The 25,361-nt window shown below is 70.1% G+C and carries 20 protein-coding genes; 7 read left to right on the forward strand and 13 right to left on the reverse strand.

What is annotated here, in order from left to right; translation table 11 throughout:
* Nucleotides 1-407: 407 nt before the first annotated feature.
* Nucleotides 408-2,492 carry an alpha-1,4-glucan--maltose-1-phosphate maltosyltransferase gene (locus tag HNQ61_RS25850; RefSeq protein WP_170035225.1) on the reverse strand — a complete coding sequence of 695 codons (2,085 nt, stop codon included), beginning with the start codon at nucleotides 2,490-2,492 and terminating at the stop codon, nucleotides 408-410.
* Nucleotides 2,493-3,716: 1,224 nt separating this feature from the next.
* Between HNQ61_RS25850 and HNQ61_RS25855 the strand changes: the two genes are divergently transcribed.
* The gene (locus HNQ61_RS25855; RefSeq protein WP_170035226.1) at nucleotides 3,717-3,887 is read left to right on the forward strand and encodes a hypothetical protein; all 171 of its coding nucleotides are present in this window, start codon (nucleotides 3,717-3,719) and stop codon (nucleotides 3,885-3,887) included.
* Between the two features lie 317 nt (nucleotides 3,888-4,204).
* Here HNQ61_RS25855 and HNQ61_RS25860 read toward each other — a convergent pair whose 3' ends face one another.
* Together HNQ61_RS25860 and HNQ61_RS25865 are read right to left on the reverse strand one after the other, a co-directional pair.
* Nucleotides 4,205-5,101 (reverse strand): cyanophycinase, encoded by an 897-nt coding sequence (locus HNQ61_RS25860; protein WP_170035227.1) that lies wholly within the window; start codon nucleotides 5,099-5,101, stop codon nucleotides 4,205-4,207.
* Nucleotides 5,102-5,142: 41 nt separating this feature from the next.
* The gene (locus HNQ61_RS25865) at nucleotides 5,143-6,351 is read right to left on the reverse strand and encodes an amidohydrolase family protein (protein ID WP_170035228.1); all 1,209 of its coding nucleotides are present in this window, start codon (nucleotides 6,349-6,351) and stop codon (nucleotides 5,143-5,145) included.
* A 243-nt stretch (nucleotides 6,352-6,594) separates the two neighbouring features.
* Between HNQ61_RS25865 and HNQ61_RS25870 the strand changes: the two genes are divergently transcribed.
* The 5 genes from HNQ61_RS25870 (at nucleotide 6,595) to HNQ61_RS25890 (ending at nucleotide 13,127) form a co-directional block, all read left to right on the forward strand.
* The gene (locus tag HNQ61_RS25870; protein WP_170035229.1) at nucleotides 6,595-8,505 is read left to right on the forward strand and encodes a PAS domain S-box protein; all 1,911 of its coding nucleotides are present in this window, start codon (nucleotides 6,595-6,597) and stop codon (nucleotides 8,503-8,505) included.
* Nucleotides 8,506-8,988: 483 nt separating this feature from the next.
* Nucleotides 8,989-9,318 carry a hypothetical protein gene (locus HNQ61_RS25875; RefSeq protein ID WP_170035230.1) on the forward strand — a complete coding sequence of 110 codons (330 nt, stop codon included), beginning with the start codon at nucleotides 8,989-8,991 and terminating at the stop codon, nucleotides 9,316-9,318.
* 252 nt (nucleotides 9,319-9,570) lie between these two features.
* The gene (locus HNQ61_RS25880; protein WP_170035231.1) at nucleotides 9,571-10,194 is read left to right on the forward strand and encodes a class I SAM-dependent methyltransferase; all 624 of its coding nucleotides are present in this window, start codon (nucleotides 9,571-9,573) and stop codon (nucleotides 10,192-10,194) included.
* A 310-nt stretch (nucleotides 10,195-10,504) separates the two neighbouring features.
* The gene (locus tag HNQ61_RS25885; RefSeq protein WP_170035232.1) at nucleotides 10,505-11,716 is read left to right on the forward strand and encodes an RDD family protein; all 1,212 of its coding nucleotides are present in this window, start codon (nucleotides 10,505-10,507) and stop codon (nucleotides 11,714-11,716) included.
* A 115-nt stretch (nucleotides 11,717-11,831) separates the two neighbouring features.
* Nucleotides 11,832-13,127, forward strand: a complete 1,296-nt coding sequence (locus HNQ61_RS25890) for a phospholipase D-like domain-containing protein (RefSeq protein ID WP_170035233.1) — start codon at nucleotides 11,832-11,834, stop codon at nucleotides 13,125-13,127.
* 494 nt (nucleotides 13,128-13,621) lie between these two features.
* Here HNQ61_RS25890 and HNQ61_RS25895 read toward each other — a convergent pair whose 3' ends face one another.
* Entirely contained in the window at nucleotides 13,622-14,038 is a 417-nt protein-coding gene (locus HNQ61_RS25895; RefSeq protein ID WP_170035234.1) for a hypothetical protein, read from the reverse strand.
* 303 nt (nucleotides 14,039-14,341) lie between these two features.
* On the opposite strand from HNQ61_RS25895, the gene HNQ61_RS25900 reads away from it, so the two are divergent.
* Nucleotides 14,342-14,728, forward strand: a complete 387-nt coding sequence (locus HNQ61_RS25900) for a hypothetical protein (protein ID WP_170035235.1) — start codon at nucleotides 14,342-14,344, stop codon at nucleotides 14,726-14,728.
* A 269-nt stretch (nucleotides 14,729-14,997) separates the two neighbouring features.
* Here HNQ61_RS25900 and HNQ61_RS25905 read toward each other — a convergent pair whose 3' ends face one another.
* The 9 genes from HNQ61_RS25905 to HNQ61_RS25945 form a co-directional block, all read right to left on the reverse strand.
* The gene (locus HNQ61_RS25905) at nucleotides 14,998-15,453 is read right to left on the reverse strand and encodes an NUDIX hydrolase (protein WP_205761569.1); all 456 of its coding nucleotides are present in this window, start codon (nucleotides 15,451-15,453) and stop codon (nucleotides 14,998-15,000) included.
* 266 nt (nucleotides 15,454-15,719) lie between these two features.
* Complete coding sequence (locus tag HNQ61_RS25910; protein WP_170035237.1) at nucleotides 15,720-16,256, reverse strand: GNAT family N-acetyltransferase; 537 nt, start codon at nucleotides 16,254-16,256, stop codon at nucleotides 15,720-15,722.
* Nucleotides 16,257-16,411: 155 nt separating this feature from the next.
* Nucleotides 16,412-16,891 carry a hypothetical protein gene (locus HNQ61_RS25915; protein WP_170035238.1) on the reverse strand — a complete coding sequence of 160 codons (480 nt, stop codon included), beginning with the start codon at nucleotides 16,889-16,891 and terminating at the stop codon, nucleotides 16,412-16,414.
* Complete coding sequence (locus tag HNQ61_RS25920) at nucleotides 16,888-17,211, reverse strand: DUF6582 domain-containing protein (RefSeq protein WP_205761571.1); 324 nt, start codon at nucleotides 17,209-17,211, stop codon at nucleotides 16,888-16,890. The genes HNQ61_RS25915 and HNQ61_RS25920 overlap by 4 nt, the downstream gene beginning before the upstream one ends.
* A 1-nt stretch (nucleotide 17,212) precedes the next feature.
* The gene (locus HNQ61_RS25925; protein WP_170035239.1) at nucleotides 17,213-18,145 is read right to left on the reverse strand and encodes a diacylglycerol/lipid kinase family protein; all 933 of its coding nucleotides are present in this window, start codon (nucleotides 18,143-18,145) and stop codon (nucleotides 17,213-17,215) included.
* Between the two features lie 687 nt (nucleotides 18,146-18,832).
* Nucleotides 18,833-19,399: an energy transducer TonB gene (locus HNQ61_RS25930; protein ID WP_170035240.1), complete on the reverse strand. Its 567-nt coding sequence runs from the start codon at nucleotides 19,397-19,399 to the stop codon at nucleotides 18,833-18,835.
* 79 nt (nucleotides 19,400-19,478) lie between these two features.
* Nucleotides 19,479-21,947, reverse strand: coding sequence for a carboxypeptidase regulatory-like domain-containing protein (locus tag HNQ61_RS25935; RefSeq protein WP_170035241.1), 2,469 nt, complete (start codon nucleotides 21,945-21,947; stop codon nucleotides 19,479-19,481).
* A 535-nt stretch (nucleotides 21,948-22,482) separates the two neighbouring features.
* On the reverse strand, nucleotides 22,483-24,738 hold the full coding sequence (locus HNQ61_RS25940; RefSeq protein ID WP_170035242.1) for a BamA/TamA family outer membrane protein: 2,256 nt from the start codon (nucleotides 24,736-24,738) through the stop codon (nucleotides 22,483-22,485).
* Nucleotides 24,739-25,121: 383 nt separating this feature from the next.
* Nucleotides 25,122-25,349: a hypothetical protein gene (locus tag HNQ61_RS25945; protein WP_170035243.1), complete on the reverse strand. Its 228-nt coding sequence runs from the start codon at nucleotides 25,347-25,349 to the stop codon at nucleotides 25,122-25,124.
* Between the last annotated feature and the right edge of the window lie 12 nt (nucleotides 25,350-25,361).

Genomic DNA, 25,361 nt, shown 5'->3' on the forward strand with positions numbered 1-25,361 from the left:
GCGAATGAATCCGCCGCTCCAAAAGCGGGAAGCCCCGACACGACGCCCACAGGCGCCGTTCGGGGCTTCAACTGCATAGGGCGGAGAACAGAGTCTGCCGCCGCAGTCCGCGGAGGCGGACTTCGTGTTTTCCGAGGCGCGGTTTCAACCGCCGGACGGAACCCCGCCGCGCCGCACCATCCGACCCGCACGGCACTGGGGTGTGCTCCCTCTCCCACATCCGTTCGTGGGAGAGGGTCGTCGTGCGCAGCACGCGGGGTGAGGGCGTCACTCCGCCGCCGCACCACCCTCCGCCCTCCGCACCTCCACCCGGCGCATCACGCACCGGGCACTGAGCACTGAGCACTGAGCACTTCCCTTCTGTCGCACTCACGCACCCAGCACCCCGCACTCACGCACTTCCCCTCCTACACCAGCGTCGGCTCCATGAAATAGTCGAATCCCCGCTCGCTGCTTCTCCACGCGCGCACGCGGAACATGCGCGCGGGCGCGTCCGGATCCAGCCGCACCCACTGCGATCCGCCGTGCCAGAAGTGGCGCTCGCCGGTCAGCAGTTCCTCCACCTCCCACGGATCGTTCCACCCGATTCCCATGTCCGGCAGCGGAAAGTGCAGCATGGTCTCGTGCGCGGCGAACGGGTCCAGGTTCACCGCCACGAACACCATCGACGTCCGGTCCTCCGTCATCTTGCCGTAGAACAGGATGTTGTCGTTGTCCGCAGGATAGAAGCGCAGGTTGTCGTACTCCTGCAGCGCGCGGTTCTGCCGCCGCACCTGGTTGAGCCGCGTGATCAGGGGGCGGATGTTGCCCGGCCGGTCCCAGTCCCACGCCTTGATCTGGTACTTTTCGCTGTCCAGGTACTCTTCCTTGCCCGGCGCCAGCGGCGTGGCCTCGCACAGCTCGAAGCCGCTGTAGATGCCGTACACCGACGACAGCGTGGTCGCCAGCACGGCCCGGATCATGTGCGCCGGCCGGCCGCCGCGCTGCAGGAACTCGGGGTTGATGTCGGGCGTGTTGGGGAACAGGTTGCCCCGGAAGTACTCCTTCATGGGCCCCTGCGTGAGCTCCGTGAAGTACTCCGTGATCTCGCCCTTGAAGTTGCGCCACGTGAAGTACGTGTAGCTCTGGCTGAACCCCGCCTTGGCCAGCGCCCGCATCATCTTGGGCCGCGTGAACGCCTCGCTCAGAAAGAGCACGTCCGGATACTGCTCCTGAACCTGGCGGATCATCCACTCCCAGAACTGCACCGGCTTGGTGTGCGGATTGTCGACGCGAAAGATCTTCACCCCCTGCTCCGCCCAGTGCAGGATTACGTCGCGCCACTCCGCCCACTGGGCCTCCCAGTCATCCCCGTAGAAGTTCAGGGGATAGATGTCCTGGTACTTCTTGGGCGGATTCTCCGCGTACATGATGGTGCCGTCCGGCCGCTGGTTGAACCAGCCCGGATGCTCCCTGGCGTACGGGTGATCAGGAGACACCTGGATGGCGAAGTCCAGCGCGATCTCCAGCCCGTGCTCGCGCGCGGCGGCCACCATGCGCCGGAAGTCCTCCATGGTCCCCAGCTCGGGGTGCACGTCCTTGTGCCCGCCCTCTTCCGAGCCCACGGCGTAGGGTACGCCCGGCTCGTCCGGCCCCGGGTTGAGCGTGTTGTTCTTGCCCTTGCGGAACTTGCGGCCGATGGGGTGGATGGGCGGAAAGTACAGCACGTCGAAGCCCATGTCGCGTACGTACGGCAGCTTGCCGATGACGTCGTCCCAGGTGCCGTGGCGCGATTCGTCGTCGGACATGGAGCGCGGAAACAGCTCGTACCACGCGGCGAAGCGGGCGGCCACGCGGTCCACCTGGATCGGCAGCTCCCGGTCGTAGCGCGTCAGGTCCTGCCGCAGGGGATAGCGGGCCATCAGCTCCAGCAGCGCGGGATCCAGCGCCGCGGCCACGCGCTCGGCCAGCGTCAGATCGGCGGCGGCCTCCACGCCGTCGCGGAACGCCGGCCACGAGTCACGCTCGATGAGCCCGGCGGACGCCATCTTCGCGTCACCCACGATCTCCTCCAGAAAGGCGATCATGCGGTCGCGGTCGGCGCCGGGGGCCAGCGGCGCGGCGGCCGAGGCGATCAGCTGGGCGCCCTCGAACAGCTCCAGCAGGACTTCCTGGCCGGCGTCGTACTTCTTGCGCAGGTCGCTCTGCCAGGTGCCGAACACGTCCGTCCACGCGACGACGGTAAAGAACCAGCGGCAGTTGCGGTCGGGGGTGAACGAGCCGCGCCAGCGGTCGTTGTCCCAGAACTTCATGGGCGACTCGCGCCAGCCTTCCTCGTCCTCGGCGCGGTACCAGACGGCCGCGGAAAGGGCGTCGTGCCCTTCCTTGAAGATGTCGGCCTCCACCTGCACGGTGTCGCCCACCTCGCGCTTGACGGCGTAGCGGCCGCCGTCCAGCTCGGGCTCCACGTTCTCGATCACGACCCTGCGGCTGGCGTCGATCCTCTCGGGCATCGATGTCTCGGTTCGGTTCTGATGGCGACGCACGGGCGTCGGGGCGGGGTGGGTTCCGCCCGCGCGGGCAGCAAGGGGTGGGCCAAGGGGAGTGCGGAAGTGCGTGAGTGCGGGGTGCGTGAGTGCGTAAGTGCGGGAGTGCGGGAGGGGAACGGAAGTACGGAAGTGCGAAAGTGCGGGGGGAGAGGGTGAGGTGCGGTGGGCGGAGTTCGCGGGCGGCCCCCACCCGGGCCGGCACCACCGGCCCACCCTCCCCCAAAAAAGACTGGGGGAGGGTTGGGCGGGCGGATGGTTCGGTGCGGGTGGCGGAGATCGCCGGGCGAGCGAATTACGTGGAGCGGATGAATCCGCCGCTCAAACAGCGGGAAGCCCCGACACCGGCCGCTGGCGCGTCCGGTTCGGGGCTTCAACCGCGTTTTGGGCGAGCAGACTGGTTTGCGGCCGCAGTCCGCGGAGGCGGACTTCGTGTGTTTCGAGGCGCGGTTTCAACCCCCGACACGGCGCTATTCGCGCGCCGTTCGGGGCTTCAACTGCATCGAACGGCGCTGTCCGCGCCGTGCCTGCCGCTCGCGTTGAGGTCTCCCTTTCTCCCGCGGAGCGGGGGAGAGGGCCGGGGAGAGGGGGCCTCTCCAGCCGCACCGAACCATCCGGATCGAGTTTAGTTGTTGTTCCCCCCTCTCCGCGCTTCTGCTTCGGCCGGGAGGGGAGCGGGGAGGGGCCGGGGGAGGGGCCTCGCGAGACTTCGGACGCGATCAACTTTCCCGCTCCGCACGATTCTGGGGTGTGCTCCCTCTCCCACATCCGTTCGTGGGAGAGGATCGTCGTGCGCAGCACGCGGGGTGAGGGCTCACAGCCGCGGACGCGCACCCACATCGGCCCCCGCGGATGTGGCCGCCCCGAATGCGCCCGGACGCCGCCAATCATCCCGTCCCGCCGTCGGTCCAGCCGCGATCCGGCGCCGGGAACAGGAGCGGTCCCGGTATCCTCCCCGGCCGTGTTCTGGCGCATGTTTGGGGGCGCCGCGGGGCTGCGGGGCGCGCAAGTGGGGGGTGCTGGACATTTGCGCCCGTCCACGGAACGCGAGCGGACGAAAGGATCGGCATAAACAGGCGCTCTCAAGGCAAGTCTTGAAAAGAGACATAGTTGACTTATGCGGATTAGGGGTTAAAATGTACGCAGATGTCACGACGGCATCTCTCCCCTACATCCAACCGGGTACTTCTCATGAACCATCTGATCGATCCGTTCGCCCCCGCCGACTCCGGCGCGCCCAAGTTCGACAACGGCTACATGACGTCGGGCGGCTTCCAGGCCCCCGAGTCTTACAACGGCTACATGACCTCGGGCGGGCGTCAGCAGCCCGAAGCGGAAGACGGTCTCGGCGTCGCTCTCTGACCCGTGGCCCCCATCCATTCACGCATGCTGCTGATCCCCCGAACCCACGGAAGATCGTGTCCGGCATCCTGATTCTGAGCGGCGGTTGACCGTCGCCGCAGTTGAAACGCCCCCGGCGCGCTTGGCGCGCCGGGGGCGTTTCAACTGAAGTGCGTGAGTGCGGGGTGCGTGAGTGCGTTAGTGCGAACAGCAAGGAAGTGCCAAGTGCGGGTTCCCGGGCGCTTCGACCGGCCAGGTCCGCCACGGGCACTGGGCACCGGGCACTGAGCACTTCTTTTTCTTCTTCTGTCGCACTCACGCACTAACGCACCCCGCACTCACGCACTTTCTATCTGAGGAATCGTCTCGCCACCGGGGAGCAGCGGGCGCTTGCTGCGCAGGTCGAAGCCGTAGCCGGCGGGAAGGGTGTGGATCACCGCGTCGGTGATGGCCAGCGTCTCGTCGTCCGCGGCGTCGGGGGCGCTGGTGTGGCTCACCCGCCCGTTGAACACCATCACCGCGCCCGCGCCGATCACCGTGAAGCGGTCGCCCGGCGTCAGGTCCACCGCCGTGTTCTCGTCGATGCCGATGCCGATCACGTTGGGGTTGTGCGCAAAGATCGCCATCAGCCGGCTCACCCGGCCGCGCTGGTTGAAGTGCGTGTCCACCACCGTGTCGCGCCAGTAGCCCAGCCCCGGCGCCAGGCTCACGTCCTCGCGCCGCACCGTGCCGTCCTGCCGCCCCCCGATGATCATCACGCCGCTCATGGCCGCCGCGCCGGCGCTCGTTCCCCCCACCACCAGCCCGTCGCCGAACAGCCGCTCGCGGATCGTTTCGCAGAACGACGTCCCGGAAATGAGCGCCGTCAGCCGAAGCTGGTCGCCGCCGGTAAAGAAGATTCCCGTGGCCCGCTGCGTCGCCTTGATTAGCGCCTCGTCCTCGGCCTCGTGCCGGTCGCGGATGGGCGCCTCGTACACCTCGGCCACACCGATCTTGTTGAAGATCGTCTCGTACGTGTCCGCCACCTCTTCCGGCTTTCCCGACGGGGACGAGCACACCACGATACGCGCGTCCCTGCCGCCGCACATCTCCACGAAGTGCGGAAGAATCGTCCACTCGCCTTCCACCGGATCCTCCGCGCCGCCAATCACCAGCAGCCGCCCCACCCGCGGCGGAACCTGGTCCCGCTCGGTGTCGTGCTCGCCCTCGATGCCCCGCTCCGTCTGGTCAGCCATCTCGCTCTCCTCGTCCGTTTGCCGCGCCGGGCCCCCGCCCGTCACGATTCCTCGTTCTGATAAGCTTCTTCTTCGCTCGATCCGCCCGGCTCGCTCTCGTCCTCTTCGTCCTTGGTGCCGTGCAGGCGGATCTCGCGGTCGCTGTCCCTGAGCCAGTTTTCCTGCTCCACCACCTCGCCGTCGCGCACCATCCACGTCCCCCGGCTCAGCACGTGAACGATGTCCAGCGTGGCTTCGTCGATCAGCAGCACGTCGCCCACGCAGCCGCGGCGCAGTTCGCCCTTCTTCTTCAGCTTCAGGATTCTGGCCGTGTTACGCGTGGCCAGGGGCAGAATTTCCTCCAGCGGATGGCCGTGCTCGCGCACGCAGTCGCGCATCTGCTCCCACACGTTGCGCGGGCTGGTCATGCTGGCGTCCGACGAGCAGGTCAGCAGCTCCGGCGGCCCGCCGTGCGACTTCCACCAGCGCAGGTACCGGTACAGCTCGCGCTCCACCACGTCCACGTCGCAGGGCATCCCCTTCTGCGCCAGCGCGGCCGCTTCGCGGATGAGCTTTTCCGTGCGCTCCACGTGCGTCAGGTAGAACCAGTCCGGCTCCACGTCAAAGTTCTCCAGCACCTCGCGGATGGGCGCCAGCCGCCGGTCGCGGTCGCCCACGTGCACGTGCATGAGCCCCGCCTTGCGCGCCAGCATCCCGCCGATGTGCGCGTGCGTCACCGTGCGCGCCAGCTCGCGCGGGTCCGGCGCCAGCGCCCGCTCGTCGGAAATCGCCACCTCGCCCGCGCCGATCACCTCGTCGATGAACATGATGTCTTCGCGCACGCTGGCCAGAATGGAGTTGGGCGGCACGTCGTAGCCGCCCGTCCAGCAGTACGCGTTCAGCTTCTGCTCGCGCAGCGCCTTTACCTTGGCCAGCAGCCCGGCCATGGTCTTCATCGTGGTGTCCACCCCCAGCGTTCCCACCACGGTGGTAATGCCGAAGCGCACGATTTCGCTGATGAAGAACTCCGGGGTCTGCGTGCTGAACCCCGTTTCGCCGCTCCCGCCCAGCAGGTGGTTGTGCGGGTCGATGAGCCCCGGCGCCACGATGCAGCCGCGCGCGTTGATGATCTGGTACTCGGTCCCCAGCCGCTCCAGCGCGGACCGGTTCACGTCGCCCACCTTGCTCACGTGCCCATCGGCCAGCAGCACCGACTGCACTCCCCGCGGATCGGGATCGTACACCCGCCCGCCCTCGATCAGCGTCAGCATCCGCCCTTCCTGTTGCGCCAAACGTTTTCGTCCTCTCCGCTGTCAATTCCGGCGAGGGCGCGCGGAATGCGTCTCCGCCGTTGCGGGAGACAGTCGCAACGGGTGATCCCGATCTGTAGCAGCGACTTGCACGCGTCAGGCATTTGTCGACAGCGTGGCCCCGCGTCTGCGTGTAAACATTTGATGGGAGCGCGCCTGGGGTTCTCGCCGCTCCTGTACCGTCGTCCCGTACCAAGAAAGCCCATGTCGACCCATCCCGATCCGCATCAGGCCGAAGTCATGTCGACCCGGCTGGCCGCTCTCCGCGATCAGGCGGGCCGAGCCGTTTCGGAGCCGCTGCTGCGGACCTCACTCGCGGAACTCGAGTGCGCCATCGAAGAGCTGCGGGTGACGGAAGAGGACCTGCGGCAGCACCAGAGCCAGCTGGCGGACGCCTGGCAGGCGGCGGAAAAGAGCAGCGAGTGGTACCGCGAGATGTTTGACGGCGCGGCCGACGCACTTCTCGCCACCGACATCCGCGGCACCATCCGCGACGTGAACCGGGCGGGTGGCGCCATGATGGGCGTGCGGCCGGACCTGCTGCGCGGCAAGCCGGTGGCCGTCTTCGTCCCCGAAGACAGCCGCGCCGAGTTCCGCGCCCGCCTGTCCACCACGGCCACCTCGTCCATCCCCCAGCAGTGGGAAATGCGCCTGGCCCCGCGCGGCGCCGAGCCGCTGTGGGTGGAGGTGCGGGTGACCCGCTTTGCGCCGCAGGGCGCACACCCCGGGCTGCACTGGACCATCCGCGACATCACCGCCCGCCGCGCGTCCGAGGGCGCGCGGGTGGATGCGGCCGACACGCTGCGCATAGCGGCGCAGGCCATTCAGGTGCCCTGGGTGGTGCTGGACGTGGACGGCACGGTGCTGCTGTGGAGCGCCGCCGCCGAGCGCCTGACCGGCTGGGCGGAGGACGAAGTGGTCGGCCGCGCCCTTCCGGGGCCGGACGGCGCCGCCGAGTCCGCCGCGGAAGCGGCCGCCGCCAAGACGGACGGCGCGCCTGCGGGTGTGGACCTGGAACTGCGGACGCGCGCCGGCGAAACGGTGGAACTGGCTGCCTCGGTGGTGGCGCTGGCCGGGGACGACGGCGTTTCGCGCGGCACGCTGCTGATGTTTGCCGCCACGGACGTGCCCGCGGAGGAGCGCCCCGCCGCGCCCACCCGCGCCGCGGACTGGACGGAAGACGAGGCCCGGCGCGTGCTGCTGGGCGGCGCGCACGGCGGCGAACTCGTGGAAGGCATCCGGCAGGGGATCGCGTCCGGGCTGTACCTGGGCCGCCTGCGCCCGGGCGACCGGCTTCCCAGCATCCGCGAAGTCGCGCGCCACACTTCGCAGGACCATCGCTACGTGTCCGCCGCCTACCGCCGGCTGGCCGGCGAGGGCGTGGTGGACATCCGCACCCGCCATGGCGTGGTGGTGGGCGCGGGCGCGCCGGCCGCGGAGCCGCTGAGCAACGAGACGGCGGAGTGGCTGGCCGGCGTCATTGGCGACGCGGCGGCCATGCAGGTCAAGGCGCCGCAGCTTCCCGACCTGGTGAAGCGGTGGACGGGAAGCGCCACGGTGCGCTGCCTGTGCGTGGACGGCACCGAGGACGATCTGGTGGCGCTGACCACGGAACTGCAGGGCCAGTGGGGCTTCCGCACCGAGCGTCTGGTGGCGGATGAAACGCTTCGCCGCGACACGCTGGTGCGCGCGCTGCGCGAAACGGACGTGGTGGTGACCACGCCGTTCCACGTGGCGCTGCTGGACGCGCCGGCCAAGGCGGCTGGCGTTCCCGTCGTGGTGCTGCAGGCCAACCCCGACACCGTGCGCGCGGCCGAGGATCGCCTGCGCCAGGGCCCGCTGACGGCGGTGGTGCTGGACCCGCGCTACGGCGAGCGGCTGCGGTGCATGGCCGGCGGCGAAAATCTGAACGTGGTGCGCGCCGACGACGAGGCGGCCGTCGCCGCGCTCGACCCGGCCGAGCCGGTGCTGATGACTCGCGCGGCGCACGGGCGCGTCCGCCAGCCGCTGCGGCTGCTGGCTCCGCTCTCCCCGGCGTTCTCGCCGGCGCGGGCGCGAGACCTGGCCGCGGTGCTCATCCGCCGCAACCTCGAGGGCCTGCGCAACACCAACTGACCGCGCGCGGGCCTTTGATGAACGAGGCCGGGCCCCCGATCCGGGAGCCCGGCCTCTTCGTTCGTCAGGCGGTCTTCGCTCCGGCGGGCCGCCGTCGCTGCGCAATCCTGTGAATCGCGTTCAAGGCCTGAAGCAGCCAAACGATCCATTGAAGTCCAGGTACGTCTTCCATCTGCATTCTCCGTCGTTGATTGATTCCCCGTGGGGTGAGTGCATCAATTGCCCTCAACGACGTACTTGAACTTTCGGGCGCTCAGGACAGAAGCGTCGTGACCCGCGGGAACGCATTCAAGTTCGAGACGCCCCACGCCGCACATCCGGTGAGTGATTGTTGATGGGATGCACAGGATTCGCGGTGGATGCGGTGCCGCGGATGGAGTCTGTGCGGCGGCCCGGCACGGTTCCGGCGTGAGCCCGCGGCGCGGACGCGCACGGGCCCATCCGTGCGGCCGGTGACGCTTTCACGTTGGATGAGGACGTACGATGAACATGCGGATGATGACCGTTCTTCCCCTCGCCGCGCTGCTGATGGCGGCCTGCGGCGGCGGTGACGCGAGCGAGAACGAGACGGGCGCGGCGGCGGACACCATGAGCGCCACGGGCGCGGCCGCCGGCACCACCACCGGCATGGACGCCACCACCCCGCCCATGGACAGCGCGGGGATGAGCGGCGGCATGACGGGAACCACGGCGCCCGCGGCGGGCACCGCGGTGGACACGGCCGGCACCGGCACCAACCCGCCGACGGCCGGCGGACAGGTCGTGGAAGAGGGCGCCACGCCCAGCCCGGCCGGCACGCCCACCGCGCCCTGACTGCCCGCTGACGGACACCGCCTCCGCCCCGCGGTCCATGGCCGCGGGGCGGAGTGCAATTGGGCAAAGTCGGAGGACCGTACTGGATGAATGGTGGCGCCGTCGTCCGTCGCGCGTCATCGACCAGGGCCCGGTGTCCGGACTGAAGGTGTGACGGCTTGATTTGATACTCGCGCTTCATCGACAGACCGTACTTCCCGCCGGCGCAGCCTTCCGCGTCTTCATCCACCCTGATTCTTTTCTGATCGCGGAATGCAGCCTCCTTCATCTCCGGTCCGCCGCGACTACGACGCGGCAGCCGCGCGCTACGACCGCCGCTGGGCGCGCTACAACCACGACAGCCTTGCGCTGCTGCGTCCCTGGCTGGCGGGGCAGGCGCTTGGCCGCGTGCTGGACGTGGGGTGCGGAACGGGGAACCTGGCGCGCGCGCTGTACGGCTGGGGCGCGCGGGTGGATGCGTACGTGGGCGTAGACCTTTCGCCCGAGATGCTTCGCGCCGCCGCGGACAAGGCGGGCGCGGGCGGATTCGCGGCCGGAAGCGCCGCCGCGCTCCCCGTGGCGGAGGGCGCGTTCCACACCGTCGTGAGCGCCAGCACCCTGCACGACTGGCCGGACGCCGATGCGGGCGCCCGCGAACTGCGCCGGGCGCTGCACACCGGCGGGCGCCTGCTGCTGCTGGACTGGAACCGCGCGCACTTCCGCATGCGCTTTCTGAACGCGGGAATGCGCCTGACGCGCCAGCCCTACCGCCGCATGTACTCAACTGCGGAGATGCGCGCCATCCTCCTGAACGCCGGTTTCCGCGTGCTGCGCGAGGCCCGCGGCGGCTCCGGCCCCGTGTGGCGCCTCGCCGCCCTCGAAGCCGCCGCCGTCTGACTCCGCCGCGGCACCCGTCTTCGCCACGACACGCCAGACGCAGCCGCCACAGTCCGCGCAGGCGGACTTCGTGCTTTTCCAGCGGCGAATTCATTCGCTCCTGGATGGCGGCCGCGCCGAACCCGCCTCTCGCCTCATGCTCGCCCAACACCGGCCGCGCGGAACCTCTCCTCTGCCACGACGCTCGTCCCGCTGGACGCAAGTACAATCCCGCATTAGCTTTGGGTTCCCCTTCTGAATCCCGCGGCCCGCCCGTTCCGTACGGGGCAGCCGTGCTCGTCCGTTCGGCCCCGGTACTCGCGATCCCACGATGCGCAGCAACTCCTCGTACGTCATCAACCCGGACGCGTTTTCCGTCAATCCCGCGCTGGTGGGCCTGCCGCTGGCCCGCCCCGCGCGCCGCCTTACGGCCATGCTCATCGACCTCACCGCCGTGTCGCTGCTGGTGCACGCGGGCGGCGGAGTGCTGCTGGGGCTGGCCGCCGCGTACGTCGCGTTCCGCTTCGCAGGGCGCCTGGCCGGCAAGCGGGAGTGGATGGGGCGGGGAATGGGCCTAACCTTTCGCGCCCTGGGCGGGCTCTTTCTCTTTCTCCTCGCCCTCAACCTGTGGAACCGCGGGCGCGACTTCGCCAAGGGCATGCTGGACGGCGCGGCCGACGCCACCCTGGTCAGCGCCAGCGCGGGCCCGTCCGGCGTGCCGGTCAAGGGCCGGCAGGCGATGGGCATCGCGCGGCTGCTGATGGAGGATGACGAGGCCGAAGCGCGCCGGCTGGCCCCGGAGGTGATCCGCGGCCTGCGTGCGTCGGGCGTCAAGGACGAGGAGATCCGCGGGATTGTGGCGGAGGGCAACGAGGATGGCGACAAGCCCTGGCTGGCCGCGCTCGTGGATTCGCTGCTGCCCGCACCCAGAAAGGCGGTGCTGCGGGTAGACTCGCTTGCCGCCGCCTATGCAGCCGCCGTGCAGGCCGGCGACACCGCCGCGGTCAAGGCGCTGGGTCCGGCCCTCGGTTCCCGCCTGGCCGCGGATAGCCTGCGCGAACTCCGCGCGGAGCAGTCCAGCCTGCACCGGCAGCTGGGCGAAACGCGCAAGGAGCTGGAGCAGGCGCAGAACCGCGGCATCGTCTCGCGCATCACGGGCTTTCTGGACGAGATGGGGATCGGCTTCGGCTGGTCGGGTCTCTACTTCACGGCGTTCGTGGCGCTGTGGAACGGCCAGACGCCCGGCAAGCGGATGATGGGCATCCGCGTGCTGCGCCTGAACGGCCAGCCGATGAACTTCTGGACCTCGTTCGAGCGGTTCGGCGGGTACGCCGCCGGGCTGGTAACGGGGCTGCTGGGCTTTGCGCAGGTGTACTGGGACAAGAACCGGATGATGATCCACGACAAGATCATCGAGACCGTGGTGGTGCGCGACCGCCGCGCCGGAGACGCTCCGGCCCCGTCCCCCGCCGCGCCCCCCGCGCATCAGGAGGCGTCCGCCCTGTCCTGGCGCACGTACGAGAGCCGCACCCCGCGCCCCTGACGCGGGCCCCATCCCGATCCGGAAAACGACGCCCGGCCGTGCAGACGGCCGGGCGTTTGCACATCCGCAACGTACCTGCGGGCCCGGTGCACACCTTATCCGATAATCATCCCGAATGCTGTGGGGAATTCCGTGGTGGGTCGCCCTGCTGGCCGTGGTGGGCGGCATGGCGATCATCAGCGCATTCATCACCCTGTTCTTTGCCCTCAACCGCCCGGCGCGCTACACCGTCACCGAGTGCGCGCCGGTGGACAGTGACGGCTTCATGCAGGCCATCACCTCCGCCGTCAACGCGCCCGCCATGACGGGCGGTTCGGCGCGGCTGCTGAACAACGGCGTGGAGATCTTTCCCGCCATGCTCGATGCCATCCGGGGCGCGCGGCACAGCATCAACTTCATGGTCTACATCTGGGAGCCGGGCAAGGCGTCGGACCGCATGTTCGACGCGCTGACGGAGCGGGCGCGCGCCGGCGTGCAGGTTCGCATGATGCTGGACGGATTCGGCGCGCACGGCACGCCGCCGGAGCGCATCCGCGAGTTGGAGAAGGCGGGCGGATGCGTGCGCTTCTTCAACCCCGCGCGCTGGGGGCGGCTGACGGCGTTCTACAAGCGCAACCACCGGCGCGCCATCATCGTGGACGGCAAGATCGCGTTCACCGGCGGGGCGGCGGTGAGCGACGTGTGGCTGGGCGACGCGCAGGACGAGGATCACTGGCGGGATACGATGGTGGAGGTGCGCGGCTGCCTGGCCACCAACCTTCAGTCGTCGTTCGTTCAGCTGTGGTCCGGCGGTACGGGAGAGATCCTGGTGGGCGAGGCGTTCTATCCGTCCGAGCACGACGAGCCCGGCGCGGAGGAACTCACGCGCCACGTGCACGTCACCAGCACGCCGGCCAGCGTGGCGCACACGCTGCGCGTCTTTTTCATCCTCACGCTGGCGTGCGCCCGGGACCGCATCTGGCTGACCAACTCGTACTTTCTGCCCGAAGTGAACATGCGCCGCACGCTGGTGGAGCGCGCCCGCGCCGGCGTGGACGTTCGTCTTCTGCTCCCCAGCAGGCTGACGGACGCGCCGTTCGTGCGGTACGCCAGCCACGCGTTCTACCGCGAACTGCTGGAGGCGGGCGTGCGCATCTACGAGTACCAGCCCACCATGATGCACTCCAAGACGCTGGTGGTGGACAGCGTGTGGTCGGTGGTGGGCTCGGCCAACATGGACAACCGCTCCAAGGAGTTGAACCAGGAGAGCGTGATCGGCATTCTGGACCGCGGGTTCGCGGAGCAGATCGAAGACACGTTCGAGCGCGACCTGGAGCGTTCGCGCGAGATCCGGCTGGAGGAATGGCGCCGCCGGCCGGTTCTGCAGCGGCTGTACGAGCGGTTCTGGGTGAGCTTCGAGCAGCAGTTCTGAGGGAAGGGCCTCACGCAGAGCCGCAGAGCCGCAGAGCCGCAGAGCCGCAGAGCCGCAGAGCCGCAGAGCCGCAGAGCCGCAGAGCGTGGGGGAGAGTAGGAGAAGCGAGGCTCCCTGAGCGGATGAATCCGCCGCTCCAAATGCGCAAAGCCCCGACACGGCGCCATTCGCGCGCCGTTCGGGGCTTCACCGCAATGCGGGGCGATATCGGTGGATACGGGACGGTTGGACCGGCGGATGACAGATCCTTCGTCGGCGCCAAGTTCCGGCGCGGCAGAGTGTTCCGTCGGCGCCTCCTCAGGACGACGCTTTGGGCGGAACGAACGGAACGATGGCGTCGATCCGGATGCGGTCGAAGCCCCGATCGTGGACGCGACAGCGGCCGCGAGTCGGGGCTTTGCGACGTTTGAGCGGCGGATTCATCCGCTCAGGGATACCCGCGGGCCTCTACCTTCTTTCTCTGCGCCTCTGCTCCTCTGCGTGAGACCCTATGTTCAGAGGTACGGCGGCGATTCCAGGATTCGGTCATCGGCAAGGCCGTCGTCCTCGCCCGGCTGCAGAAGGCCGAACAGCTGCAGGTGCCGCCGCCGCAGACGGTTGGCGTGCATGAACGCCTCTTCTTCCGTTTCACCGAACCCCTCCCACGCGAGCGCGCTCTCGCCCCAGCGCGCGGCCGGGCTCCACGGCGACTCCGGCCCGTGCAGACGCGCCGCGCGCCACGGATGCGCGAACGGGTCCAGGTAGCGCCCCAGCACCCGCGCGTCGCGGTCAATCACCACGCCCACGGCTCCGCCTCCCCGGCGGCGCAGGCGCGCGCGGCGGTACAGGTGCAGCGCTCCATCCAGCACCAGCGCGGCAAAAATCACCCCGGCCAGCACGATCACAAGGTCCAGCGCGTACAGCTTCGTCATCTCGCATCCGTTCTTCCGGACATCCTCCGCCACGGCGAATGAGCATACCAGCCACACGCCGCGTCGTTCCCCTGGGACGCAAGCTTCCGGCCCCGCGCGGGCGGTGCCGCTGACTAACGCGCAAGTGCCTGCCGTCCTGACATTTGGCGCCGGTCGGGACAGGATTGGCGCGAGACGTGGGGAAGAGCCTTACGGAACGTCGCCGCTTTGCCGATGTCCCCGCGGGGAGCGCGCGTGCATCATCCATCCACAGGAACCGGACAGGCTGCGGGCAGGCCCACCCCGATGCGCGGAGATGACGTAATGGACGCCCGACCTGCTGCACACGCCAACGCCCTCATCGTGCTCGCCGGCCACGCGGATGCGCCGGCCCATCTGTCCGTCGTGCGCGCCACGGGATGGTCGCGCGTGCGCAGGACGGCGATATTCGCGACGGCGTGGATCAGCGGCTCCATCACCATGTTCATCATCACCCTCTTTGACCCGTTCATGACCGCGCTGCCGTTTCTGATCGGCGCGTGGATGACGGGAAAGAGTTGGAGCGGACGCTATCGGGTCATGTCGTTCGAGGGTGCATGCCCGCGCTGCCACCACCCGATCCAGCTGAAGCCCGGTGCCCGCATCGCCGCGCCGCACCCGCTCGTCTGCTACCACTGCCACCACGAGCCCAAGCTGTTTCTCACCGCATGATGAAAAGCGACGATAGCCTGGGCATGGTACCGCTCGTAGCCGGCTGGGAGGCCCCTCCCCCGGCCCCTCCCCGTGCAAACAGCCGCACGGAGAGGGGAGAACTCACGCCGGGATTTGAGATGTCCGTGCAAGCCAGGTTTCACGTCCGTTGATTGAGCCCACAACGGAACCAGGCGACGACAAAAACCCTCCCCCAATCTGTTCTGGGGGAGGGTGGGTGGGTGATGCGAACCCGGGTGGTGGCCGCCGGGGAGCCCGCCAGCCGCGCTTCAGGCCTGCTTACGCGCGGTTCCCAGGCTGGCTTCCAGGCGCCCGACCAGTTCGGATTGCGCCTCGTTCAGCTTTTGGCGCGCCACGTCCGGCGAAAACCATCCGCAGCGGTCCACTTCGGGAAAGGTGAGCCAGCGTCCCGACCCGCGGGGCCATTCCGTCTTTGCCTCGTTGCTGAACACCGCGGCGGGATCGGCGTCGCCCTCCCATCCCCACGCGTGAACCGTCTTTCCCGACTTCTGGCGGATGAACCCCAGCGGCAGAAACGGTGGCTCCGGCTCAATCCCCGTCTCCTCGCGAAACTCGCGGATGGCGGCCTGCAGCGGCTGCTCACCCTCATCCACCAGGCCCTTGGGAATGGTCCACGCGCCCGCGTCGCGGTGCCGCCAGAACGGACCGCCGGGGTGGGCGAGAAACACCTCGATCGTGTGCCCTACGCGCCGGTAGAGTAGCATTCCGGCGCTCACGACGGCACGGCTCGACATCCGGCAGCGGCCTCGGGTTCAGGATGACGGCGCGGGAAACGCTCCCGGCCGCGCACGACTTCAAACGATCTTGATCGCCCACACGGAGCGTGCGGCCGGCGTCCGGAAAGGCGAACTCCGGTGTCCTGCCGGCCGCGGTTTTCATCGACGCGGATCATCCCGTATCGGTCACGGCCGATCTTCGCGCCGCAATCAGCCGCCCGGAGAGATCAACGTCCGGGACGCGCGGGTGTGACTTACTGCAGGACTTCCGGCGGGAGCGCGCGGGCCATGATGCGGTCCGTCTGCGCGTCCGAGCCCAGCTGAAACACGTGGCTTCCCACGTCGGTGAAGCCGTGCTTCGTGTAGAACTTCATTGCACGGGGATTGTGCTCCCACACGCCCAGCCAGAAGGTGCGCCCGCCCAGGTACGCCGCGGCGCGCATGGCCTCGCCCAGCATTCCGGCGGCCAGCCCGCTGCCGTGCCACTCCTTTTCCACGTAAAAGCGCCGCAGTTCCACCGGCTCGTCCCCGGTCACGCACTCGGGTGCGTGACCGCGGCCCACCTGCGCGTATGCCACCAGCGCCCCTTCGTGTTCCGCCACCAGCGTTACGATCCACGGATCGGACAGTTCCTCGGCCAGGCGCTCGGGCGTGTACGCCGAGGCCAGGTACGCGGCCATGTCCTGCGGATCGTTGTCTGCCGCGAACGTGTCGGAGAAGGTGCGGGCCCCGAACTCGGCGAGGGCGGCGGCGTCGGCAACCTGGGCGGCGCGAAGGTGAGGCGGATTCATTCTGCGGGGGGACGTGGATGAACGGACTGCCAGCCGCAACCTAGCGCCCCGCGGCCGCCGCGCAATCCACCCTGCGTCGGCCGATCCTGATGCGCCCCAACGTTGCGGGGCCGCTCGTCGCACCGAGCGGCCCCGTTGTCATCATCCAGCAGGGATCAATCGAGCGGACGGCAACCGAAGCGGCGCTCGGCCACGTTGGCCAGGATGAACTCGCGGTGCTGCACCCGCATCTCGTCAAAGCGCACGGTCATGGTCACGGCGCGGGCGCTGGTCTGGCTCGATCGGTGGCGGAAGACGACCGTGTATGGGTACCCGGCGGAATCGGCGCAGACACCGGCGGCAGGGCTCTCCAGCGACCCACGCCGCCTCTTCAGCGTCTCTTCCGCCGGTCCCCATTCGATGGACTCCGTTGCGAGTCGCGCCGTGTCCGGCTCCGCGTCGGTGTACCCGTTGCGGGCGATGAACTCCTCCGCGCACGCCACCGCCTGCGCTTCCGGCGTTTGCTCCGTCATCGGCACGGCGCAGGCGCGCGGGTCCACCGCGGACGACGGCGCGGCGGCCGGAGCCCGTCCCGCGCACCCGGCCAGGAGCACGGCGCCGAAGATCATCCGCAGTTGCGCGCGGAGCCTCGTCAATCGTGGGCCGGGTTGCGCGTGTGCGGACGGCGGCCGAGGTCGCGCCACTCATCCTCCGCCACCTCTACGCCAAAGTGCCGCGCCGCCTTGCGCAGGTTGGCGAAGGCGAGCTCGCGGTCCGCGTCGCTGATGTCCTCCACCTGATCAAAGCGCGCCAGCGCCGCGCGAACGTGTCCCCCGTCCGTCACCGGCAGCTTGCGCTGGTGCGGCAGGGCAAAGGCGGAATCGGGAAGGTCGTTGCGCTCGCTCGCCTGCAGCCGGTGGTCGTGGTTCTTGTCCACATCCTTGTCCGGGGCCCGCCACGTTGCGTGAACCGTCATCTCATCCTCCCTCCGCCGGTGAAAACTGCCCGCCGGACCGCGGCGCGATCACGGTAAAGGCGTCGCGGTTCAGCCGGTAATGCAGCGGCGCCTTGACCTTCACCAGTTCGCCGTCGATGCCGATGGTGACGTGGTCGCGGCGCAGGTGCACCACGCATTCGTCCACCAAAAGCGCGTCGAGGTTGTCCGTGCGCGCCGCCGCGTCCAGCCCGCGCCGCAGCGCCGACCACGCCAGCGCCGCCATGCGCCCGCGCGCCGACCGCCGCGCGATCATCACGTGCAGCGTGTGCCGCCCGCCGCGCAGCCGCGTGAACGGGGAAAGCCGCCCCAGGTCCCGCTCGCCGATGCCGATGTACACCATGGGCGAGTGGTAGCGGCGCCACTCCGCGCGCTCGCCTTCGCCCACGCGCATCTCCACGCGCATGCCGCGCAGATGCCGCCACACGCGCAGCGCGCCGATCACGCTGGCGGTGCGGTAGCTGAGGCCGCGCTTTTCCAGCCGCTCGCGGGTGCGCACAAAGGTGACGTACGCGCCCACGGAGCTGGAGTTGAGGATGGCGTTGCCGTTCACCTCGCCCAGGTCCATGCGGCGCGGAACGCCCGTCGCGGCGATCTCCAGGCACGCGGCCATATCCTGAACCGGGAGTCCCAGGTCGTGCGAAAAGTGGTTCAGCGTGCCGCCGGGGAGCACGGCGAGCTCCACGCCGGTCTGCGCGGCCACCTCCGCCGCGCAGAGCACGGTGCCGTCGCCGCCGGCCACCACGATGCGCGTGATCCCGGTGCGGACGGCGGCGCGAAGCTGCTCGCGGATGTCGCCGGGCCCCAGTTCGCGCGCCTCGAAGCGCGGATCGGCGTGCACGGCGGCCAGCACCGCCGGCGCGGAGCCGGAGGCGCGGTTCAGGTAGACGGGGAGCGGCGCGGCGGAGTGATCCATGAACTCTGCACTGTGCAGGAATCGCGCGCGTGCGGCTGCGCTTTTCATGCCCGGGATGCAGCCTGTCCGGCGTTTCTGCTGATGGGAATTGTCGGCCGCGCGGCGGAGTTCAGGGCGGCCCCCACCCGGGCCGGCACCACCGGCCCACCGTCCCCCAAAAAGCCTGGGGGACGGTTGTTGGCGGGCGGATGGTTGGGCGCGGGAAGCGGAGTTCGTCGCGTGCGCGGAGTTCGTTCAGCGACTGAATCCGCCGCTCGAACAGCGGGAACCCTCGACACGGTGCTATTCGCGCGCCGTTCGGGGCTTCAACTGCATCGAACGGCGCCGTCCGCGAGTGCCTGCCGCTCGCGTTTAGGTCTCCCTTTCTCCCGCGGAGCGGGGGAGAGGGCCGGGGAGAGGGGGCCTCTCCGACCGCGCGGCACCATCCGGAACGCGCTGAGTCGCAGTTCTCCCCTCTCCGTGCGGAAGTTTGCACGGGGAGGGCCGGGGGAGGGGCCTACAGGCGTCGGACGCGACGAGCCTTTCCGATCCGCACGGCACTGGGGTGTGCTCCCTCTCCCACATCCGTTCGTGGGAGAGGGTCGTCGTGCGCAGCACGCGGGGTGAGGGCCCGCCCACGCACGAATCCCCGGACGACGCCATCGGCATCGTCCGGGGATTCCGTTCACCTCGGGACCAGCGGCGAGATCAGCGCGGCGTGGGGGTGGTCCGCGCCTCCATGGAGTTCCAGTCGCCCGTGTACTCGCTGCTGAACGTGAGCGGCGTCTGCAGCCACGCCCGCGCCCGGCATCCACCCAGCACCAGCGGCTCAAAGCGCGCTTCCCGCCACAGACGGTCCATCCGCCGGTCCATCATGCGGTTGCCGGTGTTGGGCGTCACCTGCTCCACCACGCCGTCCGCGTTTACCTGCAGCATGATGCTCATGCTGCCGTCCACGGAGCGGTTTTCCCGCAGAAATCCGTCGATCACCGCGTCGAAGCGCTCTCCGAACTCCCGCTGGTTCAGCATGCGGGGAAGGCGGCCCGTGGGGATATACGTCACCTGCGTCCCCTCGCGGAACATCTTGGCCTGGTCGACGCGCGCCGCCGTTTCCGCCTGCGTCATGCCCGGGGGAACGGAAACCGCCACGCGCAGCGCACCGACTTCCGCGCAGGTGGGAAACTGGGGGCGCTCAGGCTCCGCCCCGGCCTGGGCCAGCGCGGGGGAGGCGCCGAACGCGGCGGCGGCGAGGGCGGTGCGGATCAGGATCTTCATCGAACGCATGCGGTAGGGGGTCGAAAACAGATGATCTCTCAATCTCCACCCTTTCGCGACGGTCCGCAACGGCCCGCGTTCAGGGCGCGGCCGGCGCACGGGAGGCCGGCCGCCGAGTAGTCACCAGCATCACGCCCAGCGGATTGTTTGGATACCGGCTCGCGGCCGCGTGCGGGTTCAGGATCTCGATGGACTCGATCTCCTCCAGCGGAAGCACGCGCAGCAGGTTGTCGCGCGGCTCCAGCGGCACGCCGTCCACGATGATGGTCATGGGCCGGCAGAGCGGGCGATAGGGGGTGGACCGGCTGTAGGGCCGATAGTAGTTCATCTCCGCCCGCAGCCCCACGCACCGCGACGGCGTTACGATCACCTCGCGCACGCGCCGCAGCATCTCCATCGCATGCGTGGAGTGCTTCATCTCCGCCACGATCTGCTCGCGGTTGAAGGTGAGCACCCCCATGCGCGGCCGCGCCGTGACGATCACCGGGTCCATGCTGAAGGTGGCGGGATCGATCTCCAGATCCACCTGCATGGACTCCCCGCCGCCCACCGCGAGCGGCCGGCTGAGCATGCGCTGGCTGGCATCCACCACGTCCATCTGGTATTCGCCCGGGATCACGCGGCCGAAGATGAACTCGCCGTTCTCCCGCACGGGCACCTGCCGCGGGCTGGCCGTGTCGCCTTCCGCCAGCCGCATGGGCACCAGGTGCACCGACATCCCGGACGCCAGCGGGGCGCCGTTGATCATGGTCAGGCGGCCGGAGACGCGCACCGGGGCCCGCGCGCCCGTCGTCATGGTGAATCCGCCCACCTGGATGCGGCCCAGCGCGTCCGCGGCGATGGCGTGCTCGCGTGGCGCGTCCTGCGCTAGCGCCAGCGTGGCCGTGGGGAGCGGCCGGCCGACGAACTCGCCGGAAACGCGCACCGACACCCCGGCGGGGAGCCCGCAGAACAGATAGCGTCCGCGCGTGTCCGTCGTGCGCTCCGCGCGCGCCAGGCCGCCCGGCGCGGAATCGTCCGGCCATGCCAGCCGCACCGCGGCGGCGGGAAGCGGAAAGCCGTTCGCCGCGTTGTTCACCGTGCCGTACAGCACGGCGCCCGCGCTGTCCGCGCACTGCATCGCGACGATGCGCCCCATGGACGGTACGGCCAGCGCTGCCTGGCCCACCGCGCTTTCCGCCACCGCCGCGTCCATGAAGGGCGGCTCGTACCCCAGTGAATCCAGCCGCGCGTGCGCAAAGGAAAGCCCGTAGATGCCCGGCGGCACGCCATCCATCACGTATGAACCCGTGCTGTCGGTGGCGGCGGTGTACTCCGTGCCTTCCAGAAAGACGAGGGCGCCCGCCAGCGGCGCCGCCGCGGTGCTGTCCCACACCGTTCCGCGCAGCGAGCCGAACACGCCCAGCATGCGCGCCTCGCCGCCGCGCGGGCGCACCTCCATGATCTCCGCCCCGTCCTCGCGAAAGGCCACGATCTGCTGCTCCGGCTCGGCGATGGCGCCGCCGGGGCGCGATTCGCGGATCATGGGCGTGCGGATGTTCCACCGGCGCACGATCCACGCGCCGCTGGCGAGCCGGTCGAAGTTCACCCAGCCACCCATGCGGCGGTCGTACGCGGAGCCCTCCAGCCCCGTGTAGCCGAACTCCATCTCCCGCAGCGCCGCCGAATCGCGCGCCACCCACAGCGTGCCGCGCACGTCCGGGCGTCCGCGTCCGCGCACGGGCTCAAAGGCCAGCCCCACACGGGTGGCGTCCGTGGGGTGAGGCACCGCGCGAAAGCAGTGCGTTTCCAGGAACTCGGGGGCGAGCAGCGCGGCGGCGTCGGGGCCGTAGAAGACGGTTTCGCCGTCCTCGGCCTGCACCCAGCCGCGGTCGCGCAGCTCGGCGGCGGGCGCGGTGCGGAACGGCGTGGAGGCGGCGGTGGTGTCCATGCGCGTGGTTTCGCGCGCGATGCGCAGCGTGACCGGGCCCATGTCGCGCGTCCAGTGGCGCACCACGTACGTGTGCAGCCCCTCCTGTTGCGTCCACGCGGTGGATTCCAGCGCCTTGCGGATCTCCTCCCACAGCAGCTGCGTGGCGGGCCCCGCGTCCGGAGTGCGCTCGCAACGGGAGCGGGCGCGCACCGCGATCCCCTGCAGCTCCACGCCGCGCACGCGGGCCGTCAGCCGCTGCGTGACCGTGGCTCCGTCTTCCAGGTCGATGGTGCGCGACGTCGTCGTGGCGTACCCCACCCGCTCGGCGCGGAGCGAGTAGCGGCCGGCGTTCCTCACGCGGAGGACGAAGCGGCCGTCCGTGTCGGTAAGCGTGGCGGTCAATCGCGCGCCGGCCTCGTTCATCAGCACCACCAGCGCGCCCGCGATGGGGCGTCCCGTGCCCTCCTCCACCAGCTCTCCCTGGATGGTCCCGTCGGCCGCCTGTGTCGCCATCAGGGAGGATGGCGCGCCTTTGGCCGATGCGGACGCGGGGAGCGGGGCCAGCAGCGCGGATGCGAGCAGCGCGGCCGGGATGATCGCCGGGACGCGGGGCAGGGAAGGGCGGATTGTTCGCATGGTGGCGTCGATGGGGAGGGAACCCGAGGGTCATCGTCCAATGAACGCATGTGCCCACCGCCGCACAAGGGCCCGGGTCCGGATGCGCCGTCCCATGCTCCACCGCGCGATCCGTCTCCCGCTCCCGCTCCCGGTGCCGTCCCATCAACACGCGCATCAGGTGGATGATGAAAATCAGTGGATGACACGCCCTCCGTCGTGCGAATGGCCGATTCCGGGATGTACGTCGTGATCCGCCCCGCCTCTCCGAACCAACCGCCCAGCGGATGATGGCGATGGATGCCGAGCTCTCCGCCCCAGTCCACGAAGGTGGACTTCGTGCCTTTCCAGCGGCGAATTCATTCGCTCCTGGATGCCGCACGCGCGAGGTCGATCGACCCGCGCCGGACCTTCCGCTCCAGTCCGCGCAGGCGGACTTTGCGCCGTTGTTGCCGCGACTTCAGTCGCCCCAGCCGCTCCCGGGCCGAACGAATCGAGGGGCGGACCCCGTGCGGGCCCGCCCCTCGTCTGACGTCGATCGACCGATCCGCCGCAATTACAGCGCCGCGTCCAGGTACAGGTCCACGCGCCACCCCTTGGGCTCGCGAATGGCGCGCGACAGGTCCAGGCGAATCAGCCCGTCCAGCACGCTGGCACCGATCCCGGCGGACAGCAGGTTGGGGTCGCCGCCCCACCCGTCGCGCGGCCCCACCCATCCCGCGTCGCTGAACAGCACGATGCGCGCGGCGGGCGTGGGCGTGGCCACCTCGGCGCGGGCGCGCCAGAACGCCGTTCCGCCCAGCAGCGCGCCCGGGTACCCGCGCACGCTCTGCGTTCCGCCCAGGTACCACAGCCCCTGCACCGGCACGTCGCCTGTGGTGCTTCCCGCCGCGCCTTCCAGCGCCAGTCCCAGCCGCCCGCCCAGCCCGGACGTCACGCGCGCGAACGCCTGCCCGCGGCCGAACTGAAAGTCGCCCGTCTGCCCTTCCAGGCCGACGCCGGTGGTCAGCCGCGCCTGGCTGCGGTCCGAGCCGAACTCGCGCCGCAGCGACAGCCCCGCGCCCAGTTGGTCGGCGCGCGCCGCCGCGCGGTTGTCGCGGAACACGTCGCTCCCCTCCCATGCGCGGGCCAGCGAGATCTGCGTGTTGCGGGTGGACGGGTGCTGGTGCTCGCCGAACAGGCGCCAGTTGTACGTCCACGCCCCCGCGCGGATGGGGCTGCCGGTGATTTCCGCGCCGCTGGCCAGAAAGTAGTCGTACTCGTCGCGGCCCAGCAGCAGCGCGGACAGCGAGTTGCCCGGGCCCAGCGCGCGGCCGCTCGTGCTCGGATCGAACGCCACCAGCCGCCGGTAGCCGCCCAGCCGCGTGTTCCAGAACGCCGTCTGCCGCGTTACGCCCAGCTCCGCCTTGGGCTCCAGGTCCGCCAGCCCGATGCGCGCCTCGCCATCCACCGTCAGCGGCCCGTACTCCACGTCCGCCCGCGCGCCCACGGAAAGCGCCTCCACGCGGTTGTAGCGAAGCATGCGCAGGCTGGCGACTTCCGTATGCAGCTCCGGCGCAAAGTCGCCAAAGCCGGGCACCAGCACGCGGGCCAGCGATTCCACCTCTTCGCCCGTGATCAGCTTGCTGGAGCCGCCGGCCAGCGGCTCCGGCAGATCGGCGCTGGCCAGCAGCGCGGCGGTGTCGGCGGGGATCTCCACCCGCCACAGGGAGCACGCCACGCTGTTGCAGCGGCAGGAGGCGCCCGTCTCCTTGGCGTCGTTGCGGCAGACGCGCTCGGCCATCGTGTCGCGCGGCGCGCCGGCCAGGCGCGGTGCCTGCTGCGGGGCGGCGCTGGCCGTCACCTGGTAGTCGGCGTAGCTCCGCTCAAAGCGCACCGGCAGCCCGGCCACCACGCCCATGTTCGCTTCCAGGTCCACCGCCATCAGGCGGGGAAGCCAGAAGCGGCCCTGCGTAAGCGCGTACTCCACCGTCACGTAGCGCACCACGGCGCGGATGGGGCCCGCGGCGTCGATCACGCCGGGAAGGTCCTCGTCCACGTCGCGGCGCAGATCGAACGGGCGCGCGGTGGTCAGCACGCTGCGCACCACGCCGTGCGTCTGCAGGTCGATCCACAGCGTGCCGCGCAGCAGGCGGAACTCGCGGCGGCGGGGAATGATCTCCAGCTGCACCATCTGCAGCCGCGTTCCGTCGGGGAGGCGCACGGTGGTGGTGTCGCCGGAGCGGAAGCGGTAGTGCGCCTCGCTCCCCGCACCCAGCGGGTCCACCGGCGTGGCGTCTATCTCCACGGAAGTGCCCGTCTTCTTTCCCGTGGAATCGCGCTCCACCTCGGTGCCCGCGCTCACCTCGCCGTCTGCCGCGCGGGTGCGCTCGCGCCGCGCGGCCGTCGTATCCCGCGCACCCACGCTGATGCCGAAGCTGAAGATGTCCAGCTGAAGCTGGTCGGGGTCAAAGGCCAGGTCCGGCCCCTCGCTCATCAGGTCGTCGGGCAGGCTCACGCCGCGTGACGTACTGGGCGAGGCCTCACGCGCGCCCAGAATGCGCACGGTGCCGGTCTGGCCGCGGCGCCACTCGATCTGGGCCGCCATCTCCTGGCCGAACAGCGTGCGCTGGCGGCTCAGCGCCTCCACGCCCACGTGAATGCGCTGCCGGGCGGTGACCTGGTAGGCGTCGATGGTGCGCTCCACTCGCGCGCGGCGTTCGCGCGCGCCGGCCACCAGCTGGCGCGTGCCCGCGTCCGGGTAGGCGGAGGTGGAATCCTGCAACGTGGGAGTGCCCTGCAGCAGCGCCGCGAAGGCCAGAGTCAGCAACATGGGATCGGGCGGTCGGGAGTAGGTGGGACGGGTAGCCACCGGGGTACGCCCCGGCGGTACCGCGAGTTTCAGTGCTGGCCGGCTCGGGACCGTCCGGCCGGGCCGTTGCGGCGGGTCTCGCCAGCCCCGGACGCCGCGCGGCGGTGCAGGCGCGTCGCCCCGGCGGCGGTGCCGAGCCCATGCGACTTGGGTGCCCGGTCCGCCCAATCGCTCAAGTGCAAGCGAACACGTTCGATACGCGGAACGTGGCGGATGGACGGCGCGCCCCGGTGCCGTGATCTGACACGGTATCGCGAGACAGTGTACACACCCGAGGTCGCCGGGACGAACCCGTCATCGTGGATGCGCGAAGGGCGAGGCCGCCGCGGCCCCGCCCCTCTGCTTCAGTCGAGCGTGGATCCCCGGTTGCGCCACTCGCGCCAGCCCGGCTCATCCACCTCCACGAACGGCCCCAGCCCGCCGCGCTCCCGCAGGAACGCGCGCTCATCCGGGTCGCGCGCCGGCCGCGTCATTCCCGTGGGGTCGATGCGAGAGCGGACCTCGGCGGCCGCCGCGCGCCGCTTCGCCCACATGGCGCGCAGTTCCGAGATGTCGATGTCGTCGATTTTCATGAGCGCCTCCTG

The sequence above is a fragment of the Longimicrobium terrae genome (assembly GCF_014202995.1).
Taxonomy (GTDB): Bacteria; Gemmatimonadota; Gemmatimonadetes; order Longimicrobiales; family Longimicrobiaceae; genus Longimicrobium; species Longimicrobium terrae.

Excerpts from the sequence above, each read along its gene's own strand:
- HNQ61_RS25930 (WP_170035240.1), bottom strand. The coding sequence starts at position 19,399 with ATGAAGATCCTGATCCGCACCGCCCTCGCCGCCGCCGCGTTCGGCGCC.
- HNQ61_RS25850 (WP_170035225.1), bottom strand. The coding sequence starts at position 2,492 with ATGCCCGAGAGGATCGACGCCAGCCGCAGGGTCGTGATCGAGAACGTG.
- HNQ61_RS25920 (WP_205761571.1), bottom strand. The coding sequence starts at position 17,211 with ATGACGGTTCACGCAACGTGGCGGGCCCCGGACAAGGATGTGGACAAG.
- HNQ61_RS25935 (WP_170035241.1), bottom strand. The coding sequence starts at position 21,947 with ATGCGAACAATCCGCCCTTCCCTGCCCCGCGTCCCGGCGATCATCCCG.
- HNQ61_RS25885 (WP_170035232.1), top strand. The coding sequence starts at position 10,505 with ATGCGCAGCAACTCCTCGTACGTCATCAACCCGGACGCGTTTTCCGTC.
- HNQ61_RS25890 (WP_170035233.1), top strand. The coding sequence starts at position 11,832 with ATGCTGTGGGGAATTCCGTGGTGGGTCGCCCTGCTGGCCGTGGTGGGC.
- HNQ61_RS25945 (WP_170035243.1), bottom strand. The coding sequence starts at position 25,349 with ATGAAAATCGACGACATCGACATCTCGGAACTGCGCGCCATGTGGGCG.
- HNQ61_RS25910 (WP_170035237.1), bottom strand. The coding sequence starts at position 16,256 with ATGAATCCGCCTCACCTTCGCGCCGCCCAGGTTGCCGACGCCGCCGCC.
- HNQ61_RS25865 (WP_170035228.1), bottom strand. The coding sequence starts at position 6,351 with ATGCTGACGCTGATCGAGGGCGGGCGGGTGTACGATCCCGATCCGCGG.
- HNQ61_RS25870 (WP_170035229.1), top strand. The coding sequence starts at position 6,595 with ATGTCGACCCATCCCGATCCGCATCAGGCCGAAGTCATGTCGACCCGG.
- HNQ61_RS25860 (WP_170035227.1), bottom strand. The coding sequence starts at position 5,101 with ATGGCTGACCAGACGGAGCGGGGCATCGAGGGCGAGCACGACACCGAG.
- HNQ61_RS25905 (WP_205761569.1), bottom strand. The coding sequence starts at position 15,453 with ATGCTACTCTACCGGCGCGTAGGGCACACGATCGAGGTGTTTCTCGCC.
- HNQ61_RS25900 (WP_170035235.1), top strand. The coding sequence starts at position 14,342 with ATGGACGCCCGACCTGCTGCACACGCCAACGCCCTCATCGTGCTCGCC.
- HNQ61_RS25940 (WP_170035242.1), bottom strand. The coding sequence starts at position 24,738 with ATGTTGCTGACTCTGGCCTTCGCGGCGCTGCTGCAGGGCACTCCCACG.
- HNQ61_RS25925 (WP_170035239.1), bottom strand. The coding sequence starts at position 18,145 with ATGGATCACTCCGCCGCGCCGCTCCCCGTCTACCTGAACCGCGCCTCC.
- HNQ61_RS25895 (WP_170035234.1), bottom strand. The coding sequence starts at position 14,038 with ATGACGAAGCTGTACGCGCTGGACCTTGTGATCGTGCTGGCCGGGGTG.
- HNQ61_RS25880 (WP_170035231.1), top strand. The coding sequence starts at position 9,571 with ATGCAGCCTCCTTCATCTCCGGTCCGCCGCGACTACGACGCGGCAGCC.
- HNQ61_RS25855 (WP_170035226.1), top strand. The coding sequence starts at position 3,717 with ATGAACCATCTGATCGATCCGTTCGCCCCCGCCGACTCCGGCGCGCCC.
- HNQ61_RS25875 (WP_170035230.1), top strand. The coding sequence starts at position 8,989 with ATGAACATGCGGATGATGACCGTTCTTCCCCTCGCCGCGCTGCTGATG.